Source organism: Halorarius litoreus, assembly GCF_024362405.1.
In the GTDB taxonomy this organism is placed as follows: domain Archaea; phylum Halobacteriota; class Halobacteria; order Halobacteriales; family Haloarculaceae; genus Halorarius; species Halorarius litoreus.
In genome coordinates this window covers 1512126-1526691 of record NZ_CP101454.1, presented here as the reverse complement: position 1 = coordinate 1526691, position 14566 = coordinate 1512126, and the positions used below count along the sequence as shown (strand labels likewise).

The following is a 14566-nucleotide window of genomic DNA, read 5'->3' as shown; positions in this document are numbered from 1 at the left end:
ACCGTGCCACACAGATGGACTGCACGCCGTCGTCCTGTAAGTGGCCGGTACACCCCGGCGGCATCTATAAGGAGGCGGTGTCCAAGGCACTCACCCGTGCAGCCCCGCGTGGAGTGGTCGGCGTGAGACGCATCGAGCAGCTAGCCGCGGCGACGGTCACCCGGCGTCGGGCCGTCATCGTGCTCGTGCTGCTCGCGACGGTCGGACTGGGTGTGGCGGCCCCCGCCGTCGAGCTGAGCACGTCGCTCGACCAGTTCCGCGGCGGCACGCCCGAGGCCCGCGCTGACGGCTTCATCGAGACCCAGATGTCCGGCAGCGAGCCGAACGTGACACAGGGGTTCATCGTCGTCCGCGGGCAGGACGACGTCCTGACCAAGCAACAGTATCTCCAGCACCTCGAGGTCCAGCGCGCACTGCTGGCGAACGAGACCGTCAACCGGACGCTCGAACCCGACCAGCGCCCGCTCTCCATCGCGAACGTCGTCGCCATCATCGCCATCCGCGCCGAGCAGGGCGTCGACGCCGAGAACGTCAGCATCGAGCCCCGACCGTCGCTCGACGCCCAGGAGCAGGCGCTCCGGAACATGACCGAGTACCGGTCGAAGCTCTACACCTCCTACGCGGTGGGTATCGTGCTCGACGACTACGAGCACACGTGGCCGCCTGGCGGCGGCTTCGCGTTCGTCCCGACGACGTACGAGGCGAACCAGAAGACCGCGGCCGCGACGGGCATCGTCGTCTCCCACGAGGACGAGACCGACCCGAAGAACCTCACCGCCGCACAGGTCGCGATGGTCGACATCGCGAACGACGAGTTGGAGCGGACCGAAGCCATCGGCGTCGGCAACGGCCTCATCAACGACGAGCTCCGCCGCTCCTCCATCGACTCGCTCGTCATCGTCGGGCCCGTCGCGTTCCTCGCGATGCTCGTGGTGCTCTCGTTTGCGTACCGTGACCCTCTCGACGTGGTGCTCGGACTCCTGGGGGTGGGGATGGTGCTCGTCTGGACGTTCGGCTACATGGGCTGGATGGGTATCACGTTCAACCAGCTGTTCGTCGCGGTTCCGGTCCTGTTGATGGGCCTCTCCATCGACTACGCCATCCACGTGTTCATGCGCCACCGCGAGGAGCGCGGCGAGGGGGTCGTCGACCCGACGACGCGCGAGGAGACCGGTGGATTCCAGTTCGGAGACGGTGGAGACGGCGCAGTCCCGGTGAAACCGTCGATGCGGGTCGCCCTCTCCGGGGTGGGGGTCGCCCTCGCGCTCGTGACGCTCACGACGGCGACCGGCTTCCTCTCGAACCTGGTGTCGGGCGTCGGTCCCATCCGCGAGTTCGGCGTCGTCTCGGCGGTGGGCATCGTCGCCGCGTTCGTCGTGTTCGGCGGGTTCATCCCGGCACTCAAAGTCGAGCTCGACGCCGCACTGGAGGCCCGGGGGTACGACCGGAACAAGCCCGCGTTCGGGACGGAGGGGGGCCGGCTGACCAAGGCGCTGGCGGCACCGGTCGCGGCCGCCCGCGTCGCGCCGTGGGGCGTCGTCGTGCTCGTGGGGCTCATCACGCTCGCGGCGCTCGGCGGGGCCGCCACGGTCGACACCAGCTTCGAACAGGACGACCTCCTCGTCGAGGAGACGCCCGAGTGGACCGGCGGGCTCCCGCAGGCGATGCAGCCGTCGAACTACACCGTCCAGGACAACCTCGACTACGTCCGGGAGTCGAACTTCATCTACGACGGAACGACGACCGAGATTCTCGTTCGGGGCGACGTGACCGACGACGACGCCCTGGAGCGAGTCGCCCGAACGATGGACCGCGCCAACGAGACCGAGGTGGCGCTCGTCCTTCCGAACACGAATCCCGGGACGCGGTCGGTGCTGACGATGATGTGGGCCGTCGCCGTGGACAACGAGACGTTCAACCGAACGCTCGCGCGGGCGGACACCGACGGGAACCGCGTCCCCGACCGGAACCTCGAACAGGTGTACGACGCGTTCTACGACGCCGCGCCCCGGGGCGCGCCGACGATGCTCCACCGCTCCGGTGACGAGTACACCGCACTCCGCGTGACGGTGCCCATCAACGGCACCTACGGCGAGGCGACCATCACGACCCAGATACGGAACGCGACCGCCCCCGTCCAGGGCGAGGGACTGCGGACGGTCGCAACCGGCCAGCCCATCATGAACCAGGCGGTCGCGAGCCAGCTGCTCGATACGGTCTCGCGGAGCCTCGTCGTGACGCTCCTCGTGGTGTTGGCGATGCTGATGGTCGCCTACCGGCGCACCGTCGGATCGGCCTCGCTCGGCGCCGTCACGCTCGCGCCCATCCTGCTCGCGGTGACGTGGATCGTCGGGACGATGGCCCTCCTCGAGATCCCGTTCAACGTGATGACGGCGGTCATCACCTCCTTCACCATCGGCATCGGCGTCGACTACTCGATTCACGTCGCCGAGCGCTACGCGTCGGAACTCGAACGGCTTGGCGACCCCGACGAGGCGCTCCGCGTGGCGGTACTCGGGACCGGCGGCGCCCTGCTTGGGTCTGCGGTGACGGACATCGCGGGCGTCGGCGTCCTCGTGTTCGCCATCCTCGTCCCGCTCCAGCAGTTCGGCGTCATCACGGCGCTCACCATCGCCTACTCGCTCGTCGCGAGCGTGTTCGTGCTCCCGTCGCTGCTGCTGCTGTGGACCGAGCGGTTCGCCCCGCCGGCGCTCCAGCCGGCGTCGAGCGGGTCGCCCGCGGACGACTGACCACCTGACGGGCCGGAAGCCGCCCCGGACAGCCAGGATCCCGGCTCCGTATCCACGGAGATAGGAGGTGCCTAGTGTCGCGCCCCCACCAGTTAGGAGGTAAAGAGTGATAGTCGGGTCTTCTCTCTACGAGGCATGGGTTACGGCGCCCTCACAGGGGCGCACCTGGCCGCGCTCCCAACGCTACTGCAGACAGGTGCTGAGCGGGCGCCGTTCGTGTGGCAGGCGACACCGTACGCGCCGCTGGCGTTCGCGGCCGCCGTCGTCGCCGTCACGTTCGCGGTGGTGATGTGGCGAGCGGGGCGGGGGCCCGGCACGCTACCGCTGGTGACGCTCGCGCTCGGGGCAGCGTGGTGGTCGTCGCTCTACGGGCTCGAACTGGCGAGCGCGACCCTCCCCGGAAAACTCCTGTTCGGCCGACTCTCGTATCTCGGCATCGTCGTCGTCCCCGTCTCGTGGTTCGTGTTCGCGCTCGCGTACACCGGCCGCGGCGCGCGACTGACGCCGACGGTCGTCGCCGCGCTCTTGGCGCCGGCCGCCATCGCGGCGGCGCTCCCGTGGACGAGCAGCTCGACCGACGTCTTCTGGGCGGCCACGTCGCTCGTCGTCACCGAGTCGGGCACCCTGCTCGCAGTCGAGTACGGTCCCGCCTTCTGGCTCTGGTCGGCGTACGGCTACACCCTGCTCGCCGGCGGCACGGTCCTGCTGCTCTGGTCCGTCCCGTTCGACACCCGGCTGTTCCGGGTGCAGACCGCCCTCCTCCTCGTCGGCGTCGCCGCCCCGTGGCTCGCGAACGCCACCTATCTGTTCCGGCTGTTCGGCCCCGGCACCCTCGACGTGACGCCCGTCGGCTTCGTCGTCTCCGCGCTGGCGCTCGGCGGCGGACTCCGCCGGTATCGGTTCCTCGACGTCCACCCGGCGGTCCGCGAGTTCGCGCGCAACGAACTCGTCGAGCGGATGGCCGAGCCAGTCATCGTCCTCACCGCCGAGGGCCGCATCGTCGACCTGAACCGAAGCGCCCGGCGGGTGCTCGGCGTCGACGCCGACGACGTCGTCGGGGCGCCACTCGACGCGACCGCACCGGAGCTAGCCGCTGCCATCGAACACGTCGACCGCGACCCCGTGGACTTCACGACGGGCAGCCCCCCGCACCACTACGAGGTCCGCGTCTCGCCGCTCCGCGAGGGCCACAGCGGGACGGTCGGCCAGCTCGTGACGCTCCGCGACGTGACCGAGCGCCGCCGCCGCGAGCGCCAACTGGCCGTCCTCAACCGGGTGCTCCGGCACGACCTCCGCAACGACATCGCGGCCATCCGCGCGAGCGCGTCGCTGCTCGCAGAGGAGGGTGACGACATCGACAGGGAGACGTTCCGCACCATCATCGCCGAGAAAGCCGCCGAGATGGAGGAACTCGTCCGGACCGTCCGCGAGGTGGAACAGACGCTCGACGAGGGGGGACCGACGCTCGACGACGTCGACATCGTCCGCGTCATCGACGAGCAGGTCGACGCCGCCCGCCACGCGTACCCCGACGCGGTCGTCGAGACCGACCACCCCCCGTCCGAACACGTCCGCTCGACCGATCTCGTCTCCTCGGTGGTCGACAACCTCGTCGAGAACGCCGTCGAGCACAACGACACCGACGAGCCCCACGTCCGGGTGTCCGTCCGCCGGGTCGTCGAGAACGGCACCCCCCAGGTCGAGGTCCGGGTCGCCGACAACGGCCCCGGGATTCCCAACCTCGACCGGAAGATACTCATCGGCGCCGACGGCGCACGACTGGAGGATGCGAGCGGACTGGGGCTGTGGCTCATCAACTGGATCGTCACGGCGTCCGGCGGCGAGGTCCGCTACGAACCGAACGAGCCGCGGGGGAGCGTCGTTGTGCTCCGGCTCCCCGCAGCCGACGGGGAGCGCGAGGACGGCGACGGCGGCGACCGGCCCGACTTCGACGTGGAGCCAGCGCGGCAGTCGGCCGGGGCGACGTCGCCGGGATAGCCACGAGCGGCGGCCCGTCACCGACGGTGCGGTAGCGCGTGAGTGCTGACTACTCCACCAGCCAGTCGAGGATGACCGCCTCGTTCTCGACGACGACGCCGATGTGGCCCTGGCCCGCACAGAAGTGGCCGTCGGCGGTCGGCACCGCATCGAGCAGGTACCGCCCCATCGCCTCTGGGACGGTGCGGTCGGCCCGGCCGTACCAGAGACCGACGGGGACCTCGATGTCGGCGAGGTCGAACCCCCAGTCGCCCGCGTACAGCTGGAGGTCGCGGACGAACGCCCCGACGCCGTGGGTCTCGACGGCCGAGGGCATGGACGCGAGCATGAGGTCGCCGACCGGCCCCCGCCACAGCGCCTCGTCGTCGGGCGCGGAGGCGGCGACGCGCCGTTCGACGGTCCGCTCGGGGGCGTATCGTGCGGCGAGCACCTCGACACTCAGGAACGCGCCGACCAGCCGGGGCGCGTACCGCGCAGCGCTGAACAGGAGGCGCTCCGTGCGACCGATGGCCGCCATCGGACCGACGCCACAGCAGACGGCGACCCGCGGGAACCGGTCGGGCGCGACGGCGCCGCACGCCAGCGCGTACGGCCCGCCGCCGGAGATGCCGACGACGGGCGCCGCGTCGATATCCAGCGCGTCGAGCAGCGCCGTCACGTCGGCGGACCAGTCGGTCAGTTCGCGATTTGGGTCGGGGTCGGACTCGCCCACGCCCGGGCGCTCGGGCGCGATGAGCCGGATGCCCCGGTCGTGAGCCGTGGCCGCGAGAACCGCGGCTCCGAGCCGCCCGCTCGGCACGCCGTGGAAGGCCACCACCGGCTCGCCGTCGGGGTCGCCCACCTCGCCGTAACTCAGCTGTCGACCGTCCGGCAGCCGAACCGTCCGCGGGTTCTCGGCCAGCTCGCGGCCGACAGACAGCAGCTCGTCCGACGGGTCCTCGAGGAGCGGGGACAGCGCGTCGTCACGGACGAGACGGCGAAGGGTGTCGACGAGGTTCAGCATCCGAGAGTAGAGAACTGCAATCGACGTAACAGTTTCTGCCAGGAGACAGCGCCAGCCGGACACCGAACGGGAGGGACCCCGCTCGAAAGACCCAACCCCGTCGCCGCCCTCGACGAAGAACGATGAGCCTGCCCGCGGACATCGGCGGCATCTGCTTCGACATGGACGGCGTCCTCGTCCACTCCGAGGCGTTCTGGGTCGACGAACAGCGCACACATATCCTCCCGACGGCCGCACCGGACGACGAGATTCCGGTCGCCGCCATCACCGGCCGGAACTTCAGAGAGGTCTACCCCGACCTCGCCGCCGAGTACGACCTCGCCGTCTCCCGCGAGGAGTTCGAGGCGATGTTCGAGGAGGCCGCGGTCCGTATCTACGGCGAACAGGCACCCCTCCTGGAGGGCGCACACGACCTCCTGTCGGCACTCGCCGACCGCGGCGTCCCCCTGGCGCTCACGACCTCGGCCCCGCGGAGCTGGATCGACCGGGTCGACGAGCGGTTCGACCTGACGGCCCACTTCGACGCCGTGGTCAGCGCCGAGGACCTCGATGCGCCCGGAAAGCCAGCCCCACACATCTACCGGCGCGGCGCCGCAGCACTCGGTGCCGACCCCGAGTCGTGTATCGCCATCGAGGACTCGGTCGCCGGCGTCGAGGCCGCGACCGCGGCCGGGCTCTACACGGTCGGGTTCCGCGGTGACGGCGACGAGACGACACTCGACGGGGCTGACGAAGTGGTCACGGGGAGCGAGGAACTGGCTGCGTTCCTTCTAGGGTAGCGACGAATCCCGGGACATCGGTGCGGACACAGGGCGGTGGGCTGGGGCGACCCCGCCGGGAGCGCGTCGCTTCAGACTGCTTCGCGAGTTCCCTCCGGCTCGCTGTCGCGGCCGGTCTCGGTCGCGTGGACCTCCAGCAGTTTGATGTCGAACTCAACGTGCTCGCCGGCGACACTCGTGCTGTACGTTCGTGAAGCGGCTCCACACCGGTAACTCGGTGATAGCACTCGCGGCCCGACATCTCGACCTCGGCGTCGTGTTCCAGTCACAGCGCCGGAGGACCTGCCACGAGTGGCGCCTGCTCATGCGCTCCGAGGAGAACGTCGACGTGGTCTACGAGCAGGCCGCCACCCACCTCGGCGACGGAATCGAACTCCACATCGGCCGCCTCGGCGACGCCGAGCGGCCCCGACCGGCGAAACCATTTGTAGTTACGTAAGCTACTTGTTGTTGGTTGAAAAGATTACGCACGTGGAGTCGACTCGCCGTCACGTACTCCGCGCCGGGGTCGGAGCGACCCTCGGTGTGGGGGCGACGGGGCTGCTCGGCAGCCAGCTGTGGCACACGCTCACATCCCCGGCGCGAACATCGACACCGAGTGCCCTCGTCGCGGGGAGTCTCCTCTCGCTCGCCGACGACACCCCGGGCGCGAGTATCGAGGCCCACGGCAGTCTGGCCGTCCGCCGACTCGTGCAAGACGGTGCACGCGACCCCGACGTCGTCGCACTGGCCGACCCCGCGCTCTTCGACGGGCTGGCCGACGAGCTGACGCTCTTCGCGACGAACGCCCTGACGCTCGCGTACGACCCGGAATCGACGTACGCCGACGCGCTGCAGGACGACTGGGCGACGGGGCTCCAGCAGGACGGCATCCGCCTCGGGCGGACCGACCCCGAGGCCGACCCCCTCGGCTACCGGACGGTACTGGCCCTCGACCTCGCGGTACAGAACGGCCTGCTCGACCGGGCCGACCCCGTGCTGGCGAACTCGACCGTGTTGCCCGAGGTGCAGCTCATGCGCGTCCTCGAGCGCGGTGGCGTCGACGCCGCGTTCGTCTACCGGAGCATGGCAATCGAACACGACCTCCCCACGGTCGAACTTCCCCCCATCATCGACTTCTCGGACCCAACACTCGCCGAGACGTACGCCTCGGTCACGCTGGAACTCGAGACGCAGACCATCCGTGGGGCACCGATTCGCTACGCTGCGGCACCGCTGACCCGACGTGGGCGCTCGTGGTTCGAGACGCTGGTCGAAACCGACAGCAGGCTCCGCGACCACGGGTTCGGCGTCCCCACCGAGTATCCCACCACCAGAGCCGTCGAGTAGCGACGGTCGCACTCGGCAGCGGTTGGATCGAGACGTGAAAGAGTAGGAGTCTCACCAGATAGTGGGGTCCGAGTTTCGACGCTCGTACGCGACCGTTCTCGTACGCGGTTCGGCCTCTGCTGCCGAACCAGCGGCCCACCCAGCCGGCGGGTCAGAACGCCAGCCGTTCTAGCAGGCGCCGGAGGCGACCAGCCCGGTTCCTGTCGTGGAGATAGACGGTGAGCACTGGCTCCGGCCGATCGAGGGCGAGGCGGTCGTCGGCGCTCACCAGGGTGAGGTCTGGCGTGGCGGCACGTCCACCGTCAGGGCGGGCGACCACCGCCCGTCCGGGGCTCTTGACGACGTCACGGAGGTCGCCGTGGTAGGCGTCGATGGCGGCTGTCCGGTGGTCGGTCGTGTACCGTCCGGCGCGGTACTCCAGATGCATTCGTGCGTCGTTGACGCTGGCGAGTGCGTCGCCCAGCGCCAGTTTGACTGGGTCGTACGGGCCGCGGCCAGTGAGGACGCAGATGTCGTCGATGTCGTTCACCGCACCGGCAGAGAGGGTTCCGACATCGCAGGGTGCGTGCTTGCGAATCCACCGAACGCCGCCGCGGAAGAGTCCGCCCTCGAAGGCAGGGTCACCGTCCGGGAGCAGGACGAGGTCGGCGTCGTGAGCCGTGGCCACGTTGACGACCGCGTGAGCGATATCGTGGCTGACGACCTCGCCGTAGCTCACCGGCACGTCGGTCTCGGCGGCCAACTGCTCCGTGAACCGCTCGAACTCGCGGTCGCCAGGGGTGTGCACCGTCGCGGCGTAGTCGAGCGGGACCTGGTCGACCTCGACATCGAATCGGACGACTGAAACGCCGCCGTCGTGGGCAGCGGCAGCGTCGGCAGCGATCCGAACCAACGCCCGCTCGCGTTCCGGACTCGTGTGCTCACCGACGCCGACGAGTACCTCGTAACCGGGCTGCGAGAGTGCCGACCTCGTTTCCGCGATACGGTCTTCGCCGACGCGGCGACGGACTTCCTCGATGGCGGCACCCTCGTGGTCGATGCGTTTCCGCCCGTAGCCGAGGTACCACCCGAGCCCAGCGATGGTGATGACTGCAGCGCCGACCAGCGGAACCACGCCCATCTGCGTCAGCAGGGCCAGCCCGGCGACGATGCCGAACACCTGCACCCACGGGTAGAGCGGCGACCGGAAGGTCGGCTCGTACTCCGCGTGGCCCTCACGGAACGCGATGACGGCGGCGTTGACGAGCACGAACACGAGGATCTGGAAGGCGCTCGCGAGCTTCGCGATCTCCAGTATCGGGACGAACGCGATGAGGACGAGCAGGACAGCCCCGGTGAGAACGATAGCCGGTGCCGGCGTCCCGAGCCCCTCGTGAACGGCCCCGAGCTTCGCGGGCACGAGCCGGTCTCGTGCCATCGCGAAGGGGTACCGCGAGGACGACAGGATGCCAGCGTTCGCCGTCGAAACCAGCGCGAGGACGGCCGCAACGACGACAGCGGCGACGCCGGCAGAGCCGAGCGTGACCGCCGCGACGTCCGCCATCGGCGTGAGCGTGTCGCCGATGGTCGAGAGGTCGGCGACGCCCACCATAACCGCGACGATCAGCACGTACAACAGCGTGGTGAACGCGAGCGACCCGAGGATGCCGAGCGGGATGTTCCGGTCGGGGTTCTCGATCTCCTCGGCGACGCTGGCGACCTTCGTGACGCCAGCGTACGAGACGAACACCAGCCCCGTCGCGGCCAAGAGTCCGCCCGGCCCTTCCCGGAAGAACCCAGCGAAGTTGGCCGTCCCAGTGTTGGGGACACCACCGACGACGAACCAAATCATGGCGCCCAGCATCACCGCGACGATGCCGACCTGCAGCCGACCGGTGAGCTTGGCACCGACGAGGTTGACGAGCACCAGGGCAGCCGCCAGGCCGAGCGTCAGCGGCAGTATCCACGCGTCCGGGACTGCGATGAGCAGGATGAGGTACGGGACGCCGCCGACGAGCGCGAGCGCGCCCTTGAACGACAGCGAGAACCACGTGCCGAGGCCGGCGACGGTCCCGAGCAACGGCCCCATGCCGCGCTCGATGTAGACGTACGACCCGCCGGATTTCGGCATGGCCGTTGCCATCTCCGCCTTCGAGAGTGCCGCCGGGAGGACGAGGATGCCGGCGACGAGGTAGGCGAGGACGACGGCCGGCCCAGCGATACCGACGGCTAGCGCGGGCAGGATGAAGATGCCGCTCCCGACCATCGCGCCGATGCTGATGGCGACGACGCTCGCCAGTCCGAGGTCGCGTTCGAGTTCTTTCGCCATTATCCCCTGAGCCGCACCCGTTCATCCGTCCCGGCCGCGCGGTTCGGCGGTGTCGGATTCAGTTGATTCGGTGGCGTCTGTTCTGGTCGGGTCGGCGGTGTCGAAGTCTCGACGGCGACAGTTTCCGTCGTCGCCCGTGCGACGGCCGCCGAGACACAGACCGTCTCGATGCCGGCGTCTTCGAACGCTTCCCGTCTGTCAGGGTCGTTGACCAGGGCGACGACCCTGTCGGCGCCGAACGCGTGGGGGGCGGTCGCGCCGAGCAACAGGTTCCGTGCGTCGGACGGTGTCGCGACGACGACGGTCGCCGCGGTCTGCTCGACCGCGAGTTTCGACGTGTCGAGCGCAGATTCGTGGGCAACCACGCCGGTTTTCCGTGCCCGCTCGACTGTCGCCGCTTCGTCGACGAGCGCCACGCTCTGGCCGTCTGCGGCCAGTTCGCCTGCGACTTCGAGGCCGGTCGCTCCGCCCCCGAGTACGAGTATTTCCTGGGTCATGTTCGTGGCCCCGAGCCACCCATCCGGGGGCGACGACCGGTGGCTACCCACCCATAAAACCCCACACGTCATAAATTAGCCGATAGAATGTTTCAATTTCAAATTATAGAAGGTAATAGTGTGCATTAAATTAATAATCGTTTAGGAACTGGAGTCGTTCGGAACCGAGGATCGGACCCGCACGACTGCCGTGTGACCGGGACGCGCCCGCTGTTCGACACTCGCCGTTCAGATTCAGGACGCGGATAGCGCAGCCTCGACAGAGAGGTGCCTCCGATCGAGACGTGGTTTAATTAAAATATTACTGACATCAAGAAATGGCAGTATGATACAAATTCTGACATAGATGCTGTAGTCTATGAACGCGTTTTAGAATAGCTACTACGAGCCCTAAGGAAGCAGATTTGAGAGGAGTTAGTAGTTCCACCAGGATTCGAACCTGGGTCGTTGCCCCCAGAAGGCAACAGGATTGGCCGCTACCCCATGGAACTAATCTGACATGTTGCCTGTTCACCGCGTTCGTCGACAGGCACCCTCAGATAACCCACTGACGCATATCAATATTGCGGAGTCAGATTATTCGTTCGCCGTCACCGAATCAGGCGTCTCGTAATGCTCTTCGCGGTGGCAGTTCGCACACAGGACGTCACACTTCTCGACCTCTGTAAGGACTGCATCGACGGGATAGGAGTCGGAGATCATCTCCCCGACGCCGGCGACCTTCGTCGACGCATCCCGGTGATGAAACTCGAGACACCGTGCATCAGTGACGCCACAGCGGTTACACCCAACCGCTCGCTTGTACGCGGTCGTCCAGGCGCGGAGGTACCGTGCTTTCGTATAGGACGACGCGGCTGGCAGTGCGTGTCCAGCGCGGACATCTGCCCGGATGCGAGTATCCGTGACGGCGTCGTCCACGGCCTGATGAGTCCGGCGGTGGCAGTTCGAACACAGCACGTCACACTTCGCGATCTCCTCGCGAATGGACGCTCGGCTATGACCGTGGGAGACCATCGTCCCGACATCCATCCGTTTGTCCACGCCCGGCGGATGGTGGAACTCCAGACAGTCCGGTGATGACTCGCCACAGCGTTCACACGCGGCAGCCGTCTTCTGCTCGTGGAGCCACGCACGGAGATCGGTCCGGCGCTGGCGCTTCTCGATGCTGTCGGTCTCACGATGTCGGTAGTACCACCGCTGGTTCGCCGAGAGGTCGGCCCACTCGGTTCCGGCCGGCAACTCGACGTCCTCCGGTCGCTCCGCGACTCGAGACCCCGTGGAGGCGCTCGTTGCGAGTCCAGCCTGTCGTTTTGCGGCGTTCCAGCCACCGCACACGCGGATGATCGTCGACGCCGCGGGCGTCAAGCCCAGTTCTTCGTACTGTGCTTTGCTTGGCGATTCGCCGAGTTCAGTCGCGGCTTGCCGCAACGCGTTCGTACACTCTACATCCGTCCGTTCGCGGTCTGTATTGGACATTTCGAGCGACCCTCGCCCGTCGAGGGTCGCCAAAAAACGCCCTAGGCGAGACGGGGGGCAGTTTTCTCACGGCAAACCGAGCGAGTATCGTGAGGCAGATCGAAGAGAGTCATTCCAGAAGAACCGGTGGGTATGGCACACGAATCATCCTCTACTCGGCCACCACTATGGCGCCAGATTCGTACACGCCCGATAGCAACGCTCTCCCTCGCGAAATCCAGCGATACGGAACAATATGGCAGGTGTAGACCCAGTATACCCACCCGTTCTCCCGGTAGAGTGCGTTTCTCTGTAGAATATACGGGAAACACAGCGGGAGAGTCGGTTGGAGGTGTCGGGTGCACGCTGCCGGTACAGGAGAACGGGCGTATACGGCACTCTCGAAGGGAGACACGAGTTGAGTGCTTGTCGATCGAACGGCACACGAGGCGCGAAAATGCCGTCATACAGGGAGTGTATCCGCTGAATTCGCTCAGTGAAGTAATCGGAATCCAGCAAGAGTATCGTCCAGTGATCATCTCAGTCAGAAGTTATCCACCGATAGAGACCCTGTAGCATCGGATTTTGAACCCCCACCCGAGTAGGCGTAGGCAGGAGAAGATCCGGACTACAGCAGCTCTCGTGGCCATATACGCCAATCGAGTGGACATCATCGACAGAAGAGCACTAACTCGTCCGGTTGCAGTATCCGCGTAGCACCCGAATTTGCCAGTCTAAACCCGTCTATTCCGGGATACAGAGTTCACATGAGAGGACGACAGAGAACGACACTCCCCCGCCAGACCACGGGCGGTTGGTACACGGCTTCTACACCGTATACTAGCGGATATCCGGGCGAAGATACGGCGGCAACGATCCCCCGATATGTGCTATGAGCCAGGAATATCAGTTCCAGCAGTCCAGAGAAGCGGGGATACGAAATGAGCGCTGATAGCCACCCAATTTAGCACGGAATTCGGGCGGAACGGCATACCCCTGTTTCACGTGGAACGCCACTCCAGTGGCGTTCCAACTGCTTCTCACTCACTCCCGCGCGACGACCTTGTAGAGTCCGCCCGTCTGCCCCGACCCGTCGTCGAGATACTCGGCCGAGGCCCGGTCGGTGAAGTAGACGGTGCCATCGAGGACGAGCGGCGTCCCGGTGACGCGGCCGACGCCCGCGACCCGCCACGTCTCCTCGCCGGTCGCCTTGTCGACGGCGTAGCAGAACCCGTCGTACGACCCCACGAGCACGTGGTCGCGGGTGACCGTCGGACAGCCGATGAGCCAGCCGTCGGTCTCGAATCGCCACTGCTCCGTGCCCGTCGCAACATCGAGCGCGTACAGGTTCGAGTCGTGGCTCCCGATGTAGACCGTCTCCGTCTCGGGTTCGATCGAGGGGCCGGACATGACGTAGCCGCCCGTCTCGACGGCCCACTCGAGTTCGCCGTCCGCGAGGCTCACACGGTAGATGGAGTCGCTCCACGAGCCGAAGAAGGCGCTGCCGTCGTACGTCGCGATGGGGCCCTTGATGGCGTCGCCGGTGGGGAACGACCACTGGAACTCGAGGTCGGGGTAGCTCCAGGCGTACAACCGGCCGTCGTTCGAACCGACGACGAGGCGGCCGGCCTCGCGGTCGATGGCACACGTCGAGTGCGGGTGGTCGGTGGGGCGCTGGTCCTCCCAGACCACCTCGCCCGTGGCGGCGTCCAGCCCGAACATCGCGCCGCTCGGCTCGTAGTACTCGACGGCGATGTAGACGACGCCGTCGTGGTAGCCGGGGCTCGACCCGATGGCGTCACCGAGGTTCGCCCGCCAGCGCCGTGCACCCGTGGCGAGGTCGAGCGCCGAGAGCACGCCGTCGTACGCCCCGATGTAGACGGTGTCGTCGACGATGGTCGGCGTCCCGTGGATGCCGCGAGCGGCGTGCGTGATGCGCTTCGACCAGACGAGGTCGCCGGCGGGGGTGTACCGCTGGACGATGCCGGCGTCGCTGGGGACGACGAGGTCGCCGTCAGGCGTCGCCACGGGACTGGCCTTCGCGGCCGTGTGGTCGCCCGTGTTCAGCCCGCGGCGCGTCCACTCGACGGCCGGGGACTCGGGAATCGTCGCCTCGGGGTACACACCGTGGCGCTGGAGGCCACCGCGGAACGTCGCCTGCGCGACGTCGGGGGCCGAGCCGGCCGCGTCGGCGCCGGCAGCCGCCCCCGTCTCGGTCGGCGGGGCGGTACCCGTGATCGTGGAGGAACAGCCAGCCGTCACGCCGGCCGTCGCGAGCCCGGCGGCCCCAAGAAAGGCACGCCGGGAGAGTGGCCCGTCCATGGTGGCCGGTCAGCGGCCGAGACCTATACGCTTTGGTCTGCCCGGGGCGACGCGCGAGGGGAGCGACCGCGTGCTACCAGCCAGCCTTATTGTCACTCACACACATACCCGGCACACGGCAGTAC

9 protein-coding genes, 1 tRNA gene and 1 pseudogene are annotated in these 14566 nt (G+C 67.6%); 5 read left to right on the top strand and 6 right to left on the bottom strand.

Annotated features, from left to right (window positions below; all coding sequences use genetic code 11):
- The first annotated feature begins 122 nt into the window (after window positions 1-122).
- Window positions 123-2750 (top strand): efflux RND transporter permease subunit, encoded by a 2628-nt coding sequence (locus NL126_RS07745; protein ID WP_255198346.1) that lies wholly within the window; start codon window positions 123-125, stop codon window positions 2748-2750.
- Window positions 2751-2885: 135 nt separating this feature from the next.
- Window positions 2886-4748, top strand: a complete 1863-nt coding sequence (locus NL126_RS07740; RefSeq protein WP_255198345.1) for a histidine kinase N-terminal 7TM domain-containing protein — start codon at window positions 2886-2888, stop codon at window positions 4746-4748.
- A 49-nt stretch (window positions 4749-4797) separates the two neighbouring features.
- On the opposite strand, the gene NL126_RS07735 is transcribed toward NL126_RS07740, so the two are convergent.
- Window positions 4798-5751, bottom strand: a complete 954-nt coding sequence (locus tag NL126_RS07735; RefSeq protein ID WP_255198344.1) for an alpha/beta fold hydrolase — start codon at window positions 5749-5751, stop codon at window positions 4798-4800.
- Between the two features lie 122 nt (window positions 5752-5873).
- Between NL126_RS07735 and NL126_RS07730 the strand changes: the two genes are divergently transcribed.
- The 3 genes and pseudogenes from NL126_RS07730 to NL126_RS07720 all read left to right on the top strand — a co-directional run bounded on the left by NL126_RS07730 (window position 5874) and on the right by NL126_RS07720 (window position 7859).
- Window positions 5874-6530, top strand: coding sequence for an HAD family hydrolase (locus NL126_RS07730; protein ID WP_255198343.1), 657 nt, complete (start codon window positions 5874-5876; stop codon window positions 6528-6530).
- A gap of 169 nt (window positions 6531-6699) precedes the next feature.
- A pseudogene (locus NL126_RS07725) lies at window positions 6700-6969 on the top strand (hypothetical protein); the annotation flags it as partial.
- Window positions 6970-7001: 32 nt separating this feature from the next.
- Window positions 7002-7859 carry an extracellular solute-binding protein gene (locus tag NL126_RS07720; RefSeq protein WP_255198341.1) on the top strand — a complete coding sequence of 286 codons (858 nt, stop codon included), beginning with the start codon at window positions 7002-7004 and terminating at the stop codon, window positions 7857-7859.
- A 151-nt stretch (window positions 7860-8010) separates the two neighbouring features.
- On the opposite strand, the gene NL126_RS07715 is transcribed toward NL126_RS07720, so the two are convergent.
- The 5 genes from NL126_RS07715 to NL126_RS07695 all read right to left on the bottom strand — a co-directional run bounded on the left by NL126_RS07715 (window position 8011) and on the right by NL126_RS07695 (window position 14441).
- Window positions 8011-10167: an amino acid permease gene (locus tag NL126_RS07715; RefSeq protein ID WP_255198340.1), complete on the bottom strand. Its 2157-nt coding sequence runs from the start codon at window positions 10165-10167 to the stop codon at window positions 8011-8013.
- Complete coding sequence (locus NL126_RS07710) at window positions 10167-10664, bottom strand: NAD-binding protein (RefSeq protein ID WP_255198339.1); 498 nt, start codon at window positions 10662-10664, stop codon at window positions 10167-10169. The genes NL126_RS07715 and NL126_RS07710 overlap by 1 nt, the downstream gene beginning before the upstream one ends.
- 418 nt (window positions 10665-11082) lie before the next feature.
- A tRNA-Gln gene (locus NL126_RS07705) sits at window positions 11083-11155 on the bottom strand.
- 85 nt (window positions 11156-11240) lie between these two features.
- On the bottom strand, window positions 11241-12140 hold the full coding sequence (locus tag NL126_RS07700) for a homing endonuclease associated repeat-containing protein (RefSeq protein ID WP_255198338.1): 900 nt from the start codon (window positions 12138-12140) through the stop codon (window positions 11241-11243).
- A 1023-nt stretch (window positions 12141-13163) separates the two neighbouring features.
- Window positions 13164-14441 (bottom strand): outer membrane protein assembly factor BamB family protein, encoded by a 1278-nt coding sequence (locus NL126_RS07695; protein WP_255198337.1) that lies wholly within the window; start codon window positions 14439-14441, stop codon window positions 13164-13166.
- Window positions 14442-14566 lie beyond the last annotated feature (125 nt).